Origin of the sequence: Fibrobacter sp. UWB4 (assembly GCF_002210345.1) — a bacterium.
Lineage (GTDB): Bacteria > Fibrobacterota > Fibrobacteria > Fibrobacterales > Fibrobacteraceae > Fibrobacter.
Map to the genome: position 1 here is coordinate 21,524 of NZ_MWQI01000005.1, position 19,202 is coordinate 40,725.

Annotated in this window: 14 protein-coding genes; 10 read left to right on the forward strand and 4 right to left on the reverse strand. The window is 47.8% G+C overall.

Going from position 1 to position 19,202, the window contains the following annotated elements; genetic code table 11:
* The first annotated feature begins 26 nt into the window (after window positions 1–26).
* A complete protein-coding gene (locus B7990_RS09125) occupies window positions 27–1,325 on the forward strand; it encodes a hypothetical protein (protein WP_088640669.1) in 1,299 nt (432 codons plus the stop codon).
* A gap of 530 nt (window positions 1,326–1,855) precedes the next feature.
* Here B7990_RS09125 and thrC read toward each other — a convergent pair.
* The gene (thrC, locus tag B7990_RS09130) at window positions 1,856–3,196 is read right to left on the reverse strand and encodes a threonine synthase (RefSeq protein WP_073423410.1); all 1,341 of its coding nucleotides are present in this window, start codon (window positions 3,194–3,196) and stop codon (window positions 1,856–1,858) included.
* Between the two features lie 411 nt (window positions 3,197–3,607).
* Between thrC and B7990_RS09135 the strand changes: the two genes are divergently transcribed.
* Genes B7990_RS09135 through B7990_RS09150 form a run of 4 tightly spaced genes read left to right on the forward strand, consistent with a single transcriptional unit; the run spans window position 3,608 to window position 9,168 of the window.
* On the forward strand, window positions 3,608–5,047 hold the full coding sequence (locus B7990_RS09135) for a hypothetical protein (protein ID WP_088640670.1): 1,440 nt from the start codon (window positions 3,608–3,610) through the stop codon (window positions 5,045–5,047).
* A complete protein-coding gene (locus tag B7990_RS09140) occupies window positions 5,047–6,291 on the forward strand; it encodes a hypothetical protein (RefSeq protein WP_088640671.1) in 1,245 nt (414 codons plus the stop codon). Before B7990_RS09135 ends, B7990_RS09140 begins: the two co-directional genes overlap by 1 nt.
* A gap of 22 nt (window positions 6,292–6,313) precedes the next feature.
* Window positions 6,314–7,564, forward strand: a complete 1,251-nt coding sequence (locus B7990_RS09145) for a DUF4912 domain-containing protein (RefSeq protein ID WP_088640810.1) — start codon at window positions 6,314–6,316, stop codon at window positions 7,562–7,564.
* A complete protein-coding gene (locus B7990_RS09150) occupies window positions 7,564–9,168 on the forward strand; it encodes a glycoside hydrolase family 57 protein (protein ID WP_088640672.1) in 1,605 nt (534 codons plus the stop codon). Before B7990_RS09145 ends, B7990_RS09150 begins: the two co-directional genes overlap by 1 nt.
* A 218-nt stretch (window positions 9,169–9,386) precedes the next feature.
* On the opposite strand, the gene B7990_RS09155 is transcribed toward B7990_RS09150, so the two are convergent.
* The 3 genes from B7990_RS09155 to B7990_RS09165 are packed head-to-tail and all read right to left on the reverse strand — an operon-like array spanning window position 9,387 to window position 13,442.
* A complete protein-coding gene (locus tag B7990_RS09155; protein WP_088640673.1) occupies window positions 9,387–11,018 on the reverse strand; it encodes a hypothetical protein in 1,632 nt (543 codons plus the stop codon).
* Window positions 11,019–11,020: 2 nt separating this feature from the next.
* Window positions 11,021–12,925: a UbiD family decarboxylase gene (locus tag B7990_RS09160; protein ID WP_088640674.1), complete on the reverse strand. Its 1,905-nt coding sequence runs from the start codon at window positions 12,923–12,925 to the stop codon at window positions 11,021–11,023.
* Window positions 12,926–12,929: 4 nt separating this feature from the next.
* On the reverse strand, window positions 12,930–13,442 hold the full coding sequence (locus B7990_RS09165) for a hypothetical protein (protein WP_141099250.1): 513 nt from the start codon (window positions 13,440–13,442) through the stop codon (window positions 12,930–12,932).
* A gap of 200 nt (window positions 13,443–13,642) precedes the next feature.
* On the opposite strand from B7990_RS09165, the gene B7990_RS09170 reads away from it, so the two are divergent.
* The 5 genes from B7990_RS09170 to B7990_RS09190 all read left to right on the forward strand — a co-directional run bounded on the left by B7990_RS09170 (window position 13,643) and on the right by B7990_RS09190 (window position 19,120).
* Window positions 13,643–15,088: an oligosaccharide flippase family protein gene (locus tag B7990_RS09170; RefSeq protein WP_088640676.1), complete on the forward strand. Its 1,446-nt coding sequence runs from the start codon at window positions 13,643–13,645 to the stop codon at window positions 15,086–15,088.
* A complete protein-coding gene (locus B7990_RS09175) occupies window positions 15,085–15,894 on the forward strand; it encodes a phosphorylcholine transferase LicD (protein ID WP_088640677.1) in 810 nt (269 codons plus the stop codon). The genes B7990_RS09170 and B7990_RS09175 overlap by 4 nt, the downstream gene beginning before the upstream one ends.
* A 12-nt stretch (window positions 15,895–15,906) precedes the next feature.
* Window positions 15,907–16,923, forward strand: a complete 1,017-nt coding sequence (locus tag B7990_RS09180) for a hypothetical protein (RefSeq protein WP_088640678.1) — start codon at window positions 15,907–15,909, stop codon at window positions 16,921–16,923.
* A 10-nt stretch (window positions 16,924–16,933) separates the two neighbouring features.
* Window positions 16,934–18,097 carry a glycosyltransferase gene (locus B7990_RS09185; RefSeq protein WP_088640679.1) on the forward strand — a complete coding sequence of 388 codons (1,164 nt, stop codon included), beginning with the start codon at window positions 16,934–16,936 and terminating at the stop codon, window positions 18,095–18,097.
* Window positions 18,098–18,196: 99 nt separating this feature from the next.
* On the forward strand, window positions 18,197–19,120 hold the full coding sequence (locus tag B7990_RS09190) for a hypothetical protein (RefSeq protein ID WP_141099251.1): 924 nt from the start codon (window positions 18,197–18,199) through the stop codon (window positions 19,118–19,120).
* Window positions 19,121–19,202 lie beyond the last annotated feature (82 nt).

Consider the following 19,202-nt stretch of genomic DNA (forward strand, 5'->3'; position numbering starts at 1 on the left):
TTTTATGAACAAGTGAGGTGAGTGAAATGGTTTCAAATCTATTCCTTCAGCTAGCACACATTGAATTACTGATGTCTTACCCGGTCAAGGACATTTTGACCTTGGTCAAACGGGATTCAAGGTTCAATGTAAAACTCCTAAATGATTTGTACTTTGAAGATTCATACGTAGATGAAAGCGCTTACCGTTTCATAATGGACAACATCGTTGCGTGGTTGTATGAACGCGGCGAAAACCCTGATGATTTCATTGAACGCATTGTGAAGCGTTGCGCTGCATTTGAAGCTGTTCCTGCTCGTAGCGTTCTTCGCTCCTACTTGCCGTTCGTCTCTTCGTTCTACTCTGCCGAAGATGCTCGCGAACTCTGCTTGGAAATTATCCCAAAACGCTATCCGTTCCTTACGAAGGCAAGCATCCTTCGTAACGAAGTTATTGAAGGTAATCGCAGGGTGGACTTCACGTTCCAGTTCGAGACTCCGGGTGTGCTTGCGGCAAACCCGATGCGCTGGATCCGCAGCATGATCAACATCGGACCTCTCCTCTTGAACACGCCTGCATACGAACACATTAGCTATCTCGCATCTCAGACGTCGTTTATCGAAGCTCTTGAAAATAGAGTTCCCGCCGAAATGAAGGAAGACGGTGGTGTTTATGTTAAGGGCGAACTCGTGGGCCGCCACGTGACATTCGATGATTGCATCAAGGAACACAACCTCGAATGGAAGAACGACGTGGAACGTAGCATCGGTTGTGTGCGTTCTCTGGTGGACATCCGCGACCCGAAGACCGGTGCTCTCCTCATCGAAAAGGATTGCTACTACGGTGCTCCGGCTTACATTCTTGAGTTTAATTTCAAGGCAAACGTAAATGCAACAGAACCGTTCCTCAAGCTCATGAGTTCTGTCGTGAAGCAGGAATTTGCGGCTTGGGCGCCGATCCAGAAGGCTCACGAACAGCTCCTTGATGCGATGAACGATTCCGTCACGATCGTGTACTACAAGAGTGATGACTCGATCTCCGTGAACAGCAAGCATCTCATGCGCAATGTCCCGGCTCGAATCCTTCGCAACTTGCTCCGCGAGTACACTGTGACCGGTCGTGAAGAATACGAAAACCGCGAATTCAAGCGCGATCCGGCTATTTGCATGGACCCGCTTCGCCCGAACTTCGAGAGCAGGTTGAACCGCGTCATTGCCCATATCAACGGCTCTGATGATCCGGAACATCCGAGTGAAGGTGTCAAGAAGTATTTCGAAATTGAACGTCATCGTCGTGGTGGATTCCGTTTCGTTCCGAAATGCAAGATTGTCTTCAGGGAAGAATAATTTTACTTTGTTCTGAATTTACGAATGTAATCGTAATGTAAGGACTGTAAATTTTATTGAGTGAAGAAATAAGAAAAAGGAAAGAACCGACCCCTGATCATTTTGGTATATTTAGAGCGTTGAGAAAGGTTAGAAAGGTAAATCCTGAAACGACTTTATCATTGCTCCCCTCCTGATAGGTTCAAGGTTCTGGAAACCACTCAATATTTTCTCCTTCTTAGGAAAGGGTTCTTTTAGAGCCCTTTCTCTTTTTTTATGCACTTTCATCCTGGCGCAAGCGCCAACCTTACGGCTCAGCCATGACCATACAAGTATGGTCGCGGCACTCGCCTTTTAAGGTTGTGGCCGACGCTCTATTCTCACAACGTAAGACCTTTAAATTATTGGTTTGATATCTTTCTCGCTATTTATGGATTAAAGCTGTTGTGAATTTTATGAAATAAAAAAGACGATGTAAATACATCGTCTTTTTGAATCTTTTGCAGATTTGTATTAGCGGCGGCGGGCGGCCATTGGCTAATGCTTGCGCATTAGCGACGGCGTGCTGCCATTTCCTTCGTGAGGATGTCCATGACGGCACCGATTTCGGCTGGAGCCTTGAACACCGGGTTTGCGTACTTGCTTGCGATGTTTTCGAGCTTCTGTTCGTGGTAGCCGACCTTGAATTCCGTGAACTTGAGGCCGTGAGCCGTGCTGATGACAACGACGTTTTCGTCCTTTGCGATCTTGCCTGCAGCGACGAGCTTTTCGAGAGCGCCGAGAGCGACACCCGTATGCGGGCAGCAGTAAAGACCGATGCGGTCGCCGCGGTGGGCGGCGTTGGCGAGTTCTTCTTCAGAGACGCTTACGACCATGCCGTTTGTCTTCTGGATAGCGCGGACTGCCTTCGGGTAGCTGACCGGGTTACCGATCTGGATGGCAGATGCGAGAGTTTTCTTGGCTTGAACCGGCACGAGCTTGTCGAAGCCGCGTTCGTATGCCTGGTAGAACGGGTTTGCGTTTTCGGCCTGAGCGACGATGATGCGCGGGATGCGGTCGATGAGGCCCATAGCCTTGCAGTCTTCGAAGCCCTTGGCGAGTGCACTTACGTTACCGAGGTTGCCGCCCGGGATGATTACGGTGTCAGGCACCGTCCAGCCAAGTTCCTGGCAGATTTCCGGAGAAATCGTCTTCTGGCCTTCGACGCGGAGGCTGTTCATGGAGTTGGCGAGATAAATGCGGTTGTCCTTCGTGACTTCCTGAACGATCTTCATGCAACCGTCAAAGTCGGTGTCGAGAGCGAGCACGATGCTGCCGTTAGAGATCGGCTGGATGAGCTGTGCAGTGCTGGTCTTGCCGGCCGGGAGGAACACGATGGAAGGGATGCCGGCCTTAGCGCAGTAGGCGCTGAGGGCTGCAGAAGTGTCACCGGTAGAGGCGCAAGCGACGGCGTCAATCGGGTGGATTCCCTTCTTGATGATGTGATTCACCTGGCTTACGAGAACCGTCATGCCGAGGTCCTTGAAAGAACCCGTGTGGGAGTTGCCGCAGAGTTTCACCTTGAGGCTTCCGATGCCGAGTTCCTTGGCGAGCGGGGCTGCGTCAAAGAGCGGACTCCAGCCTTCGCGCATGGTGACGATGTCTTCGACCGGAATATCCGGGAGCACCATTTCGCGCTTGCTCCAAATACCACTCATGTCTTCGGGCTTAAAGCTCATGCGGCGTTCGGCAAAGAGCTTCTTCCATTCTTCCGGGCTGCGGCTTGCGAGTGCTGCGCGGTCGTGTTCGACTTCGAGCAGGCTACCGTCCACCTTGCTGCGGTAAATGACGTCGGTCAGCGGGTAGGTATCGTCGCCGTTGATGTTTCTAAAATGAGCGTTAAACTGAGACATAGTAATCCTCTTGAATTTTACGAGGCAAATATAGCAATTTAGTCAGTGGTCATTGGTTGTTAGTCATTGGTCTGTAGTTCTAGTCTATGTCAGCTTAAACATAAATGTAGACTTAGGCTATGGGCATGCTCGCCTTAGGCTCTCTTTGAGGTTTGGAGTATGGGCAATTATTATATGAAAAGTTCGAAAGCTTGCGAAAGACGAGTGTTGCTACTAATGCCGAAGGCGAAATACCTAGCAGTGCTAGGCAATCTCAAAGCGAAGCGACCCCAAAGTGCTTTAGCACGACCTCAAAGCCCGCTGCCTACTGTCTACATCTAACTTCCTACTTCCTACCGCCTACTTCCGACTCTATGTAATTTGCTATATTATGGGCGAAATTTATTTATAAGCAAATACTCGGAGTTCTGAGTGAAAAAGAAAAAATTTATTCTGTTGCCGCTTTTGGCGATTTTTCTGTCATCGTGCATGTTTGATACGGATGACGACGGTTTGACAAACTGGCTTTCTGATCAAGGGATGCCTAGCAACTACAAGGTGCAGACTGTAACGGTTGGCAGCTTGAAACCGGTGTCTGCAGAAGTTTTTCAGGATACGCGTCCCAAGAGTGCTTGGGGTGTTGGTGTTATTGGTGCCGTGTCCGGCATGTCCTATGATCTCGCCTTGGATTTTGCGCTGGACAGTGCATTCCTCGATACCTTGAAAAAGGCTGATTCTGCAAGTTCGGTTTTGTACTTGCGTCTTATTGATTCTTATTATCAGTCTGAATATTTGCCTTCGGGTATTCTTCCGATCGAAGAAGATTTGAATATCAATGTGAGCTGGATCCTTTCGGAAAAGCTGAGTAAGAGTGAATTCAAGGATTTGGGCGAGATCTATGATACGACATGGCTGCGGGATCTCGAGTCCTGGAAAGCCAAGAAAACGGCTGATACGACAATTTCTGTTTCGATTAGCAAAAAGGACTCCCTTTTAGTGCTTGATTTGCCGAGTGCTCTTGTAAATGATGTTCGTAAGAACTCTGGCAATCGTCGTTTGCAGGTTCGCATTTCGGCTCCGGAAGCTTCGACTATTTATCGCTTTTATGGTCCTGGTCACGAAAAGTATTACCCGCAATTCTTTATGGTGGCGGAGAAAAAAGAGAAGTTCCCGAAAATGTTTGACGTGTACCGTGCTGCAGTTATTTCTTCGAACCATGAAACGTGCTCGGATTGCCTTGTGTTGCATGGAGGAACCTTTGATTCTCTCGTCGTCGAGTTCCCGTCCAAGCCGATTATGAAGGCTCTGTCTGATTTCTATGGCGATGAATTCCCTAATCCTCAAGGGGATGGTAACGATGTGCGCCAGGCGGTCGTGATGGCCCAGATGACGTTCTATAGAGATGATTCTAAGGGCGAAAGCCAACTTGGATACCCGATTCGTGTTGATGTGGGATCGTATGCGGACAGCGCTGATACGGTCGTTCGCCGTTTGGAAAGCTACAAGATTGACAAGCCGAGAATCCTTGAAAGTGGACACCCGAACATGGTGTTCTATAAAGGCGATTCTGTGTCATTGCAGGTGACTGCTGGCATGCGCGATTTTATTAACAGGGCCAGCGATGGTCGTTCGTTCAAGATGATGATGCGTCTTGCCTATCCTGTTCTGTTGGATAAGGATACGGTTTTCTATGATCGTGTTGTAGGAGATAGCGACACGCTAGAAGTGTTTTTCCCGCATTACGACTATGCACGTTACGATTTTACTTCTATTAAGGAAAAGTCAGCGACGCTTAAGTTGTGGCTGGCCTCGAAGCGCGGCGACAAAAAGGACGAAAAAGCCGCAACCTCTACTGTACGCGAGGGTAAATAATGAAAAAGTTTATTAGTGCTTTGCTTTGTGTTTCGAGTTTCTCCTTTGCGTCGATGATTGGAATTGATGCTCTCGGTGAAGAGCAGATTGCTGGCGGTTCTGCGGCCATGGCTGGTCGCGGTTTTGCGGGTAATGCCAAGACGGGCGAGGCTGAAGGCGTTTCCGTGGTGAACCCGGCACGTCAGGGCTTTGATTCTAAAGTTGTAATGAACTTGAATTTTTTGCTTGATGTTTCGACGGCTGATCGTTCGAATTCCCATTACACGACGAATAACGTCTCTATGCCTTCGATGAACCTTTCGTTCCCGATGGGGGATTTTGGTACGATTGGCGTATCGCTGTGGCAGCACTATGCTTCTTCGATTCGCGAAGATGTCGAAAACGAAGAAGAGGACTGGAATTCTCGTATTGAGTACCAGAGCAGCCTTTATGAACTTGTGCCGACATACGCTATTCGTCTTCCGTTCCTCCGTCCGGTTTCGTTGGGCGCTTCTGCACATTTTGTGATAGGTAGTTTTACCCGTAACTTGATGCTTGGGCCGGACAATAGCGAAATCGCCGAGAAGGATTCCTGGGCGACAAACAATGCTGTTGTATCGGACTATGTGACGGGTGACTGGGAAATCAAGAATCATCCGGCATATTACACTTTTGCAGCCCAGTATCGTGGCCGTATGGCTTCATACTTCTTCTCGTTTACGACGCCTTTTACGCTTAGGAATGAACTGGAGTACAACTTCAGGTTTAGCGAGACGGATACGCTTGCCCCGACTCATTATACCCGCGAAATTAAGGTGCCTGCAATGCTTGCGACGGGTGTCAATTACCGCTTTAGCAAGCGCCATAACTTAATGGCTGATATTGCCTGGCGCGCCTGGGAACATGATGTTGAAAATGTTGCCGGTAGCTGGGACATGGCAAAGGTGACTAAAACGCAAAGTGACTTTAATATTTCTGTCGGGTATCAACGCGATGGAAGCGATATCTTTTACGATGCCTATTGGGATCGCATAACTTACAGAGCCGGCGTTTGGTATAAAAGCTGGTATGTAGAAAATGTTTCTGAAATTGGTGGATCCATTGGTGCTGGTTTCCCGCTCGGTAGAAAGGGAACTATGTTGGATTTTGCCATTCAGGGGGGCGTTCGCCTGACAGACGATGACCGCAACTGGAGCGAATCCTATATTGGTATACGTCTCGGTTTGCTCGGTGTCGGAAGTTGGGGTAAAACCCGTGGTCAATAAGATTCAACAGAAGGAGATCGAAATGGCTACTAAGAAAAAAGATGAGGATGTTAAGAAGACCGCCGCTAAGAAGACGGCTTCTGTGAAAGTTTCTGAAAAGAAGACTGTAGCCAAAAAGGCTACAGAAACGGCTGCAACTTCTGCAACCAAGAAGGTTGCTGCAGAAAAGAAGCAGACTGCTGCAAAGAAAGTTCCTGCCGAAAAGAAGGTTGTCGCCAAGAAACCGAGCGCAACAGTTGAAAAGGTGGCTGCTAAGGCTGCTCCGGCAAAGAAGACTGTAAAGGCTAAGGCCGAAAAGGCTGAAAAGCCGGCTGCAAAGACTGCAACGAAGACTGCCAAGGTTTCTGCAAAGACCGAAAAGTCTGTTGCCGCCGCCAAGAAGGTCGTGAAGGCTGCAACGAAGGCCAAGAAGGTCGAAGTTAAAGTCGTGGAAACACCGAATGGTTCGACAAGCTCACCAACCGGTACGGTTAAAAAGGCCGCCGCTCCGGAAGCTTTGCCGCAATCCTTCGATGCCGAATACCTCGTGCTCATGCAGAAGGATCCGAACTGGATGCAAGCCTTCTGGGAAGTTTCTGAAGAACGTATCAACGCTGCCAAGAAGGGCAAGGGCAAGCTCGTGCTCCGCTTGTTCGACATCTCGAACGACTTGACCGTGAAGCGCAACAAGAAGCTCAAGTTCCACGATATCGAAGTTCCGGCAGACGCCCGTAGCTGGTACGTGGAAAACAAGGCAACGCAGAACTGCGCTGCTGCTCTTGGCGTTGTCGCCGCTGGCAAGTTCGAACCGCTCGTCGAAGCTGGCCCGATGCAGACGTTCACGCTTGAAGGTTCCGAAGTGAATACGGACAACGTATTTGTTCGCGCATCCCTCGGCGGGGCTACTCTCGGTGGCTTTGGCAGCTCGGGACTTTCTTCGATGTCTGCAAAGAACTGGCTTGAATCGCTTTCGAGTTCTTCGGGTTCTATGTTCTCTGGCGCACTTTCCAGTGCCGCTCTCAAGAGCAATAAGCTTGAACTCCCGAAGGATTCCGTGAACTACGGCAAGGACTTCTTCTTGTGGGTGAAGACCCGCTTGATCGTCTACGGTGGCACGCGTCCGGATGCGCACTTGCAGGTGCGTGGCGAACCGTTCCCGCTGAACCCGGATGGCACCTTCAGCTTTGAAGAAGACCTCCCGGACGTGACGAAGATTATCCCTGTCTTTGCTACCGATAAGGATGGCGATTTCCCGACGACAATCGTTCCGATCGTGGTGAAGCGCACGGAATAATGGCGAAGCCTGGTCGCGTTCATCTTTTGCTTCACGCACATTTACCTTTTGTGCGTGAACCCTCTTTTGACCGGTTCTTGGAAGAGAACTGGTTTTTTGAGGCTATGGCGGAGACGTATTTGCCCATCATCCAGATGCTCAACCGTCTAGAAGAAAAGGGCGTACCGGGCACTCTCAACTTTAGCGTTTCATCGGCGCTGCTCTCGATGCTTACGGATAAGCTTTTGCTTACCCGTTTTTCGGCGCATTTGCACAAACAGCTTGAACTGATTGAACGCGAAAAGGTCCGCTTCCAGGGCAATTCCGAGCTTATGGAAGTGGTGGATTTTTATTACCGCAGGCAGCTTGCGCTCATCAACACGTGGGAGCGCGATTGCGGTTGCGAAATTGTCCCTGCACTCAAGCGCTTGGAGCAGATTGGAAAAATCAACTTGCTTACTTGCGTGGGGACGCATCCGTTTTTGCCCGCGTACCAGAATGATGTCGAAGCTATCCGTTTGCAGCTGAAGATTACGGTCCGTGCATTCGAAGAGGCGTTTGGCAAAAAGCCTCGTGGGCTGTGGCTTCCGGAATGTGGCTATTTTGAAGGCTTGGATGCGATTCTTGCAGAATATGGATTCAAGTATTTCTTCCTGGAAACGCACGGCGTACTTTTAGCAAAGCCTGCGCCTAAGTATGGCGTGTTCTCGCCAATCAAGACTCCGGCAGGGCTTTATTGCATGGGCCGCGAACAGAGCAGTTCCATGGAAGTCTGGAGCCGCAAGACCGGTTACCCGGGGCATCCGGAATACCGCGAGTTCTTTAAGGACATTGCGCACGAACGTGAAAGCGAGTATCTAGGCGATTACTTCTTGGCGGCTGGCGCACATATCGAAACGGGCCTCAAGTATTACCGCATCACGGGAAGCGAAGACAAGAAGATTTATCGCCCGTGGAATGCGCTCCGCTTGGTTGAAGACCACGCGCGACTTTTTGTCGCCAATCGCGAAGCGACTGTGTCGAGCTTGCTTCCGAATATGGAGGGCAATAAGGTCTCGATTCTTTGCCCGTACGATGCCGAACTTTTTGGACATTGGTGGTTCGAAGGTCCGCTGTTTATCGAGAAAATGTTTGAACGTGCGGCAAGCTCGAGCGTGGTCGATATGGCATCTCTTGAAGATTCGATTCGCGAGCCTGCGGATAAGGACATTCACAAGCCGATTTTCTCGTCGTGGGGCGAGGGCGGCTTTGGTGAAGTCTGGATGAACGATGAAGTCGCTTTCCAGTACCCGATGTTCTTCAGAATGCGTAAGATGATGGACGATTTGAAGTCGCGCATTTCTAAAGTTGCAGGGAAGGCTTCTGGGAATGCGCGCGGTTCAAAGGCTGCCAAGCGTTTCTTGGCGCAGATGGCGCGCGAACTTGTGCTATTCCAGGCTTCGGACTGGGCGTTCATGATCCATAACAATTCAGCGGCGGATTACGCACGCGCCCGTTTGAACGGACATTATGAAAATGTCTGTGCGCTTTATAAAGAAGCGGTGAAGGCGAACCCTGATACCAAATTGCTCAAGAAGTTAGAACAAAAGAATAACTTGTTCCCGTGGATCGGGGAATGTTTGTAGTAATTCTAACGTTTGCTTAATAACGAGAAATAACTAGATGGGGCTAAAGCCCCAACTCTTTGGCTCGGTTATAAAAATGAGCAAGCTCATTTTTGCAACACTCGCCTTCTGAGTAGTCTTCGTCGCTTTGCTCCTCAGGATGACGAGTTTGAGGATGACTGCTTCTAGATGACGGCTTCGAGGATTACTCCTTCCTACCGTCTACTGTTTACTTCCTACTAATACATCACCATAAAGCTTGTGGTTTTGCCTTTATTCCCGACGCGGAAGCGGTAGACGCCAGGTGCCATCATGGATTTTACTTTGTCTTCTGACAGGCAGTATTTGTTGCTTAAATATTTTTCCTGAGAAACCAGATCTCCACGTCTTGTCCTGATTTCAATGAATTTTTTATCGTGGGGAAGTGGGGCAAAACAAAGAGGTCCTTGTCTCCAGGGAACGGGGTAGGCATGCGGTGCGGCATCCTTGTTTACCAAAGGAATGCTTTCTGAATCGCCAAATCTGCTGAAAATCCATAAAGTAGAATCGCTAGTTATTAACACGGAAGAAAGGCTATCGAGCGTTTTGGTGTTTTGAATGGTGTAGATGCTTGCGGTACCGTTGTTAAATGTGATGACCGATGCTTTACCGATAAAGTCTGTAAAGTCTGGTTCTATGTAGTTGTTGCTTGTACGATAAAATTTGAATGCCAGACTTTCGAGTTCTGGTTTAATGGAGTCCTGATCGTAAAATAGTGCGGACGGCCATTCTGGTTGATCATCGACAATCCATTCTTTTTTGGAAATGGATTTGCTTTTGGAACCTGATAATGATAGCCGTACGGTGTAATCGTGGAATACGCTGTCGGCATCTAGATGGTAGGGCTTTAATGATGTTTCAAACTGATATTCAAAAGGCTTAGTTGGATTTTTGGAGAAACTCTCCCAAATGGACCTGTCGAATTCATTTGAAACTCTGTGGAACAGATAAAGGAAAAATGTTGAAACTCCGTATATTTTGTGGGAGTTGTTTTGGTTAATCTTTGAAAGTGGCTCACCCATATCGCGGAATAGAGATGGAATGTAGGAAAAATAATCATCAATGTCGGAGTTTGTGATTTCTTCGAATCCGGTGGCGGATGCTTCAAACCAGAATAAATGATTATCCATTATAACATTGAGGTATTGAAGCTGTATGGCGTGATAAAATTCATGAAATACGGTAAGGCGGATTCCCTTGGCCCATTCGTCGGCATAGGAAAAGTTGTGTGCGCTGTTGCGCAGCGGAATATAGCCTTTGGCGTAAGAACAAGTGGTTCCGTTTACGGTAATTTCTTCTTTGTTGTAGTTGTTCTGTGCTCCGTAATAGAAATCGTTGTCCAGAAAAATTTGAGAAGTTGTTGGATCGTCTAGCGGAATGGTGAGTGCAAAACAGGCGTTGCAGGTGTACGAACCGTCGGGATCTCGAATTTGATCAACATCAATGATTTCGATTGGGTATAGCCCTTCTTTGACTTCATGCTGATAGTGGTGGCTTACGCTTGGGCCTTTCGGTGCTCGCATTTTAAGCTTGTTGACGTAATAATTCCAGGCTTCTTCCATGCTTTTCGCGGTGCTCTCGGCAAATGCTTTCGTTGTGGCGTGAGGACCGTTTAAAACGTATAATACTTGAATGTGTGGTGTTTCGATGGTGTAGACGGAATCGTAGTACTGCTCGTAGCTACATCTTTCGTAATCGAACTTTATAGAGGTTAAACGGGGCTGTTTTCTTTTGTTGATGATATTCTGAAGAACTTGCATCGTTCCGCATCCGCCTTCGTAGGCGTGTACAAAGCTGAATGATGCGATGAGCAATAGTGCGATGAAGCGCATTTTTACAGGACTCCTGCGTCTTTGAGGATTTGTTCTGCCTTTTTCGAGATTTCGGCGGGTACGGTCAGCTGTTGTTGGTGCTGTGGTTTAATGCGGGCGTCTATAATCAGTGGCGCTTTGCATTTCCAGTGCTTTTCTTCAACGGTTTCTTCGAGACCGTAAATATCTTGTGCTGGATCAGAACGTGTGAATGTAATCCAGAGAAAATCGCTTAAAATGTTGTCTGTGCTTGCAGCTTTGTTTGCAATAAGGGCGCCTTCGTCGATGATGGAAATCCAGGGGTAGTTCTCGCGGAATTCCCAATGGGCGAGGGTGTTTTTGAGTTGTTCGAAAGTCGCGGACTTCTCGTTGTTCTCAAGAATCACCGGGCCTTCGATCATGAGCACACCGGGCATCACGATGGTCGCGTTCTTGAACATTTGCGGGAGCGCAAGCGTTTCTAAATCGCCTGGGTTGTTGCGAAGCTTGCGAATCTTTGCGCCGGCAGCGGCAATCACGACTTTGGAACCGTGGTTGAGGCTTGTGCCGGTGTAGTCGAGCGTGTCTATGGTCGTCGCGGTCTGGAAATGTAAATCGCGGTCGAAATGGACGCGTTCGAGAATGTGTCCGAAGAACGCGGGAACGTTGTTTACATCGAGATTCGCGGCTGTTTCATTTGCGATGGCTTTCGCGTCAGTAGAAATGCTCGCAGCGTCTTCTTTTGCGGCGATGAGCAAATACTTTGTTAGGCTCGCCTGGTTGAATCCGAGAAGCGCGTTTGCCGTCTTTAAAAGTTCCATCGGTTCGCGTTCTTCGGGGCTTGCGTACGGTCGGAACGCTTCTGAACCGAGCGCGAGGCAAAGCGGGTGTACGCCAGCGTCATCGACCGCGTGAATCCCGTAAACGCCCGGGAGCGAGGCGGGAACCATTGGCTTTGTAATCGCGTGAATGTATTTCCCGAACAGCGTATCTTCTTGAGGCGGGCGTCCAACGACCGTGAATGGGAAAATGGCGTTCTTTTTGCAAAGCACTTTTGTGACTTTCATACAAGGGAAATCGTGTTTGCCGGAATAATAGCCGATGTGGTCGCCAAATGGACCTTCGGGTTTTAATCCGGGTTCGAGTTCTCCTAAAATACAAAAATCGGCATCGCTAGAGACAAGGTAACCATCATGTTCAAAGTAACGGAAACGGCGGTTGCCGAGCATGCCTGCAAACAAAAGCTCCGAGAGGTTCTCGGGCATGGGCATCACGGCGGCAAACGTGTGCGATGGAGGCCCGCCAATGAAAATGCTCACCTTGAGCGGGCGCCCTTCTTCGATGGCCTTCTGGTGGTGCCTTGCTATGTCGCGCTTGATCTGGTAATGAAGTCCGCATTCTTCGTTCGGAATGTATTCGTTCCCTGAAATCTGGATGCGGTACATGCCCACGTTCGTCTGCATGATGCTTGCGTTTTCACTCGGGCGTGTGGCGACTTGCGGGAGCGTGATAAACGCTCCGCCGTCTAGCGGCCAGCTGACCAGCTGAGGCAAGTCGCTGAGGCTGCATTCTTCGAAGTCTTTGATGCAGCCGGAGCGTCTCGGCAAAGACTTTATCCCGGCAAATCCCGCCTGGAACAGTTGTAGCGGGTGCCTGAACGCCTGCTTGAAAAATTCGATCGGGTTTGCCTTGAAGTTTACGGCGATTTTCGTCTGCTCGAAGCCGTCTCGGAACAGAAAATTGAACCGTTCGTCGCTTCCAAAAATGTTACAGGCGGCGCGGAACTTGCTCCCTTTGACATGCTCGAAAAGGAGTGCCGGGCCACCCTGCCTAAAATTTTCCCTCGCGATTTCGGCCATTTCCAGGTGCGGATCGACTTCGGCGTGAATACGTTTGAGCATTCCCGCTTTTTCCAAATCCAGCAGGGCCTGTTCGAGGGACTTGTACATGATGTTATCCGGCGGTTGCGGACTGATCTAAAGCTTCGAAAGCTTGGGTCTTTTTCTTTGCTTCTACAAGTGCAATTTGTTCGCGGGCCATTTCACGGGCTTGGATAGCATAAACCATGCTTGCGCTTGCCATGACAATTGAGAACGTGTCTTCGGCAAAGTCCTTGCAGCCCTGGAATGTCATGTCGTCAAAGCAGGTCGTGATGCCCTTGACGGAATCGAACGTGTGCTTTGCTGTAAAGCCGCGGAACGGGCCTTCGCCAAGACGCACTGCGATTTCAATGACATTTTTGGTTTTGCCGGGTGTGACCGCTCCAATGATGCCGGTCCAACTTATTTTTCTGAAACCCGCCACAATTGTGTAGCGTATAAATTCGCCGGATTCAATCATCTTGGGCAATGTGTAGTAAAGAACGGCATTTTTCCCAACGGACAAGGACATCGGCGCATAGCGCATAATATCAAGCGTATCAGAAAGAGAGCCGTATTGCCAAGAAGTTTGACTGAATTGAACCATATGCCAGATAATTTAGAAAAAAGAATTCAAAATTGGGTCCTAAGGTCTAAATTTCAGGTGTTTTTTTAACTTGCTATAAAGTATGTAGCTCTTGCAGTAGCGGTGCTTTAGGTTCTCGTAAAAATTAAAGATGATCTGCAAATTGGAGCTGATGAATGACATACGGCCTTATGGGGATTTAAACTATATTTGATGTCGTTATGGAAAATCTAGAAGCAGACAGCAAGTTTCTAAAAAAAGCTTTGATTGTAAATGTTGTGGGGACGATTCTTAAAGTTTGTGGTCCTCTTCTTACATTTGTGATGGCCCGCATTTTTGGTGCAGCGGAATTTGGTATTTTCGTTTCTGCGCAAACATTGATTTTGACGATTGCTCATTCGGCAACGTTAGGGCTGGACAAGGGCTTGTATTGGTATCTTCCGCAGAACAAGCTGAACAATCGCGTTTTACACGATGGCATCATGGAATCATTCTGGATTTCGGTTGCCATTGCGTTGCTTTGTACGGCGGTCATCTTTGTTGGATCGTTTACGCCCTATATCTCAGCGGAATTGCCCTGGTATGCGCTTTCCCTGTTGTTCTATGTGGGTACCTATGTCTTTAGTACCGCGTCAGAGGGAAACCGCCGCCCGCAAAACGCCGTGTTTGTTAATTCTTTCTTGACGGTCACGCTTGCGCCAGCAACTTCTATTGCTCTCTATTACGGTGGAATTCCGCATGCTCTTCCGTTGGGCTTGCTTGTGGGGCAGGTCGTAGGTTTTATGGTCCATTTTGTCCTGGTCCGTCGGCAATTCCCGGATATGCCGATGAATCCTGGCAAGCTGGTTTCTAGAAGCCTGTTGCTTTATTCTCTTCCGCTTGGTTTTGGTGAATTTGTTTCGTCGTTCCTGGTTCGTTCAAGTCTTTGGCTTGTCATGTTGTTCCTTGGGCCTGAAAAGGCGGGTGCTTATGGCATTATGGTTACGATTTCAAATGCCCTTCAGACAATTCGCGTTGGCTTCACTCCTATTCTTACACCTGTCGTTGCGGGCATGGACAAGGATCGTCTGCATACGGACTTGAAACCGGTGTATAGTTATTGCGTTTTTATGGTGACGTTTATCCAGCTGCTCATTGGGTTCTTCATTGTGCTGTTCCCGGGTGAAATTTTGGGCATTGCCGGCAAGGATTTCATTGTGCAGCCTGAAACTCTTGGCATATTGCTTTTGGTTCATCTAGTTGCTGGTTTTGGAGGAATGTCCATTGTCGTTTTGAACGGCATGGGAAAAAGCCTCTACTCCCTTAAAATGGATGTCCTTTCACTTGGCGTAGCGCTTATTTCGGGATATTTCCTGATTCCCGCTTTTGGGCTTGTCGGTGCGGCGCTTTCTATGCTTTGCTATAATCTGGTGGCGATTGTTTGCAATAACATATACCTTTTCAAAATGGGACTGTGGCCGTATTCCTCGAAGCTCATTTCCCAGATTGTGTGGATTGTCGGGCTTATTGCATTCTACATTGTAATCAATGCAAAATTTACAGATTTGGACTTGATTACAAAAGCCCTTGTATATGCAGTGGTTCTTGCCATGCTTGGTATTTATTGGATTGTCCAGAAGAAAAAAATTGAAGCGGATAAGGATTCTGCACAGAAGGTATCGAAATGAAAAAAATCTCGCGAGAAGAAGCTAGAGAAATACAGATGTGCATTCTGGATGAGATTGCTAGAATCTGTAAGGAAAACGGATTGCATTACTACATCGCTTGTGGTACGCTTCTGGGGGCTGTCCGCCATAAGGGTTATATTCCCTGGGACGATGACATGGATATCATTGTCATGCGCGATGATTACGACAAGTTGATTTCTTTGCTGAAAGACAAATCCGTAAAGAAACCAGAGTGGCTTGACGTTGTTGATGATACGAATGAGGACTATTTCTGCCCGTTTGCAAAAGTGACGGATAACCGTACTCGTGTGAAGATGGATCGGCATAAGGAAAATGGGGGCCTCTGGGTTGATGTGTTCCCTTATGATGGCCTTCCGTCTTCGATGTTCTTCGCTAAGATTTATACCAGTATTGCAGCTCTGATTCGTGTTATCTGCCTTGCGATGGATACCGATTTTTCATCGAAAACATTAAGTTTTTGGAATTTGCTGTATAAGCGTTTCTTCAACGCCTTTACTTGTGTTATTGGCCGCAAGCGGTTCTGCCGTTTTGTTGAATGGTTCCATCGTCGTTTTGATATTAAAAAGTCGAAATATGTGACAAGCCTTTTCTTTGACACGCGCGTTGATACGATTCTTGATAAGGAAATGCTTTTGCCGCAGGCGGAGTTCCAGTTTGAAAATCGTAAGTACACGGGATTTGCAAATTATGATTATGTTTTGTCCCGTGCTTATGGTAACTATATGCAGTTGCCACCTGAAGAAAAGCGTATTACGCATGATTTCGATGTTTGGTGGAAAGAATAGCGAGGTTCTTGCATGCCTTCTGTGAAATATCTTTTTGTGTTGACGAGTTCCCCGAAGGACTTCTTTTGCGAGCAGACGCTTGTGGCGATTGCTTCGCTGCGCGTCCATAACCCGAATGCGTTCGTGACGCTTTTGACGGACGACAAGACGGCTGAAACTCTGACGGGTCCACGTGCGGTCTTGAAGGACGCAGTCGATGAACTCAAGGTGTTGACGCTTGATGAAAAGTTCACGCCGATGCTTCGTTCTCGTTACCTCAAGACGGTGATGCGCAATGTGGTCGATGGCGACTTCTTGTACATGGATTCGGATATCGCAATTGTCGATGACCTCTCGATTCCGGACGAATGGCGCGGTGGCATTTATGCCGTACTCGACTTCCACACGAATCTGTCGAAGGCGATTAACCGCAAGAAGGTCTTGAACAACGCGAAGATGATGGGCTTTTCGCCAATTCTCAACGACGAGATTTTCAACGGGGGCGTGATGTTTGCCGCCGATACGCCGGAAGCCCGCGAGTTCTTCAAGACTTGGCATGAACTTTGGCTTTACTGCGTTTCCAAGAACTTCCCGTATGACATGGCAAGCCTTGCTGAAACCAATTACAAGTTCGGTTATATCACGAAAAAGATGGATGGCGGCTGGAACTGCCAGCTTGCTTATGGCAACCGTTTCTTGCCGACGGCGAAGGTGTTGCACTTCTTTGGTTCGCGCATTATCGATACGCGTGGCCGCAAGGTGCCGGAATCGATGAACATCTTTTTGCCGAAGATTTTGCGCAAGGACTTTTATACGAATTTGAAGAACATCCCCGTGACGGTGAATGCGGACAAGTCCATTCACATCAACGAATATTACGATGACGTGATTGCGCATGCGAAGGATGCGTTCATGTACCAGACGAACAAGGTCGGCGCTGCGGGTGCCTACATCATCCGCTCTTACGCGTTTGCAAAGTCGCTCGCCTGGCTGTACAAGAAAATGCCGTTCCTCGTGAAGCCTTTGGAAATCCTGGGCAAGCTTTTCTAGGGGGCGTTTTATGAATTTGCTTTTTAATCTTGTTGCGGTGCAGCCGATTCACAGTGCAAAGTTTCACGGTGGCGGCAGCTATGGCGAAGTGATTTTCTGGGCGCTTGTGAAACGTGGCGCAAAGTTCAGTTGCGTTTACGATAGCCGCAAATACTTGTCGCCGGATATTCTCGAAGCATGCGAAAAGTGCAGCATTCCGCTCTTTGACATTGCCGAAAAGATGCCGCAGCAGATTATCGACGAAAATGCGATTGATGCGTTCTACACGCCGCTTTATTCGCTCGAAAAGAAATGGCAAATTCAGGTGAAACGTTTTGTGTTCACGTGGCATGGCGTACGCGCTCTTGAAATGCAGTACAGCTGGCAAGGCGTTGGCTTTGCGAAAAAGCTTTCGCAGAAGCTCGAAGCGCTTGTGCGTTACCGCGAAAGCTGGAAAAAACTTTATTATGCGCCTAAGTACCGCGATTTGGCGGCCCGCATTGCCGACGGCCGTGCCGAATGCATTACGGTGAGCGAACATAGCCGTGCTTCTATCAAGTCCTTCTTCCCGGAACTTCTGGACAAAGAAATCCCCGTTTTCTATAGCCCGATGCTGGATTACGAACCCGAAGGATTCTTGCCGCCGGGCGTAAAGTCAAAAAAATTCTTTTTGCTCACGAGCGGAGCCCGCTGGGAAAAGAACAATTTGCGTGCGGTCAAGGCGTTCGATGAACTTGTAACAATGATGCGTTCGACAAATCATGAGTTCGACATGAAGCTCGTGATTACGGGGGCTACAAACGTGAAAGTTTACCGCAAACATGTCCGCAACAAGGATGCGTTTGTATTCCTCGGCTACGTGGAATCGAAGGAACTTGAATTCTTGCACAAGAACGCGTATGCGTTTATTTTCCCGAGCTTGAACGAAGGCTTTGGCTATCCGCCGGTGCAGTCGATGCGTTATGGCGTGCCCGTGGCCGCGAGCGGCACGACGTCTGTGCCAGAAGTCTGCGAAAATGCTGTGCTCTACTTTGACCCATATTCCGTGAGCGAAATCAAGAACCGCATGATTCAATTGCTAGATTCGAACATTTATGCGATGTACGCTTCTCGTGGTGTTGTACGTTACGGCGAAGTGCATAAACGCCAAAAAGAAGACCTCGAAAAAGCAGTCGAGTTTGTTCTCGGCGAATAATTATTAGGAGCGATAGCTCCGATTCTGTCATGCCCGCTAGAGCCTGTCCTGAGCGAAGTCGAAGGATGCGAGCATCTCCTTTTTTTGTAATTTATTCATATGATTAAGAAAATTAGTTTTGTTGTTTGCTTGTTACTTTTTGGGGATGCTTTTGCATGTAAATCCATGCCTAGTCCTCCTTGTTTGCTCATTAGATGTCCGGGCTTTGGCGATATGGGTTGTGCACGACTCGATCCGAAATTTAAGGATTTTGAAAATTTTTTTGATGTTAAAAAAGTTCGCCATTTATGCGGAGAAAATTTTACTTTTTATGTAACGCCTAAAGTTAAAATACCGTTTGAAAATATAATTTTTAAATTCAATATGGCGTTTGCAGATAGTTCGTTTAAAAAATCTCCATTAGATGTTGTAGAGTCTTTTAAGACAATGGCGGCTGCTATCCATAAAAATCCATCTTTCGAAAAATGGTTGGAAAGAAATGCTAGGGAACGAGTAGAGAAAAAAATGCCCCATCAATTATTAGTTTATGAAAATATTGCAAAGATATACAATCAAAAAGAGATATATGTTAAGGGTAAATCTTGGTGGAACGAGCCTATAGAAAATGTTTGGAATAAAATAGGAATGTCTGGTAAATATGTTGGTACGTTATCTTTTTGTGAAGCTCCAGATTTTTGCGAAGTTGTTGAAAGCTGTGGAACTCCAGATTTTTTGTTGGGTGATAATGGGGACGTTTTCGTTCCAGAAATATGGTTGTGGAATTCTAAAAAAGAAAAGATATTAGATGTTTCTCAGAATGAAATAGACGCTATTCCTGATACTAGATTGAAACAATGCAAGGTTCAAAAATCTTCTAAAGGAATTTTATCATATGTTGAAGATTTTTTGTGCAATCATTCTCTAGTCTCAGAAAAACGTTGCACGGAATGGCGTTCAAAATACTATAAGACTGAATATTGCGACTACCTTATCATCCATCACGACGGAACAATCGAATACGGCCCGAAATCAGGGGATATGTAAAAAAAGAGATCCCGGCTCGGAGGCCGGGATGACAAGTGTAGAGTGGCGGGCATGACGCTTTATATGTTGCGAGCGTGTCGCT

Coding starts and splice junctions, on each gene's coding strand:
- B7990_RS09185 (WP_088640679.1), top strand. CDS start 16,934: ATGAATTTGCTTTTTAATCTTGTTGCGGTGCAGCCGATTCACAGTGCA.
- B7990_RS09125 (WP_088640669.1), top strand. CDS start 27: ATGGTTTCAAATCTATTCCTTCAGCTAGCACACATTGAATTACTGATG.
- B7990_RS09180 (WP_088640678.1), top strand. CDS start 15,907: ATGCCTTCTGTGAAATATCTTTTTGTGTTGACGAGTTCCCCGAAGGAC.
- thrC (WP_073423410.1), bottom strand. CDS start 3,196: ATGTCTCAGTTTAACGCTCATTTTAGAAACATCAACGGCGACGATACC.
- B7990_RS09140 (WP_088640671.1), top strand. CDS start 5,047: ATGAAAAAGTTTATTAGTGCTTTGCTTTGTGTTTCGAGTTTCTCCTTT.
- B7990_RS09165 (WP_141099250.1), bottom strand. CDS start 13,442: ATGGTTCAATTCAGTCAAACTTCTTGGCAATACGGCTCTCTTTCTGAT.
- B7990_RS09160 (WP_088640674.1), bottom strand. CDS start 12,925: ATGTACAAGTCCCTCGAACAGGCCCTGCTGGATTTGGAAAAAGCGGGA.
- B7990_RS09155 (WP_088640673.1), bottom strand. CDS start 11,018: ATGCGCTTCATCGCACTATTGCTCATCGCATCATTCAGCTTTGTACAC.
- B7990_RS09145 (WP_088640810.1), top strand. CDS start 6,314: ATGGCTACTAAGAAAAAAGATGAGGATGTTAAGAAGACCGCCGCTAAG.
- B7990_RS09170 (WP_088640676.1), top strand. CDS start 13,643: ATGGAAAATCTAGAAGCAGACAGCAAGTTTCTAAAAAAAGCTTTGATT.
- B7990_RS09175 (WP_088640677.1), top strand. CDS start 15,085: ATGAAAAAAATCTCGCGAGAAGAAGCTAGAGAAATACAGATGTGCATT.
- B7990_RS09190 (WP_141099251.1), top strand. CDS start 18,197: ATGATTAAGAAAATTAGTTTTGTTGTTTGCTTGTTACTTTTTGGGGAT.
- B7990_RS09150 (WP_088640672.1), top strand. CDS start 7,564: ATGGCGAAGCCTGGTCGCGTTCATCTTTTGCTTCACGCACATTTACCT.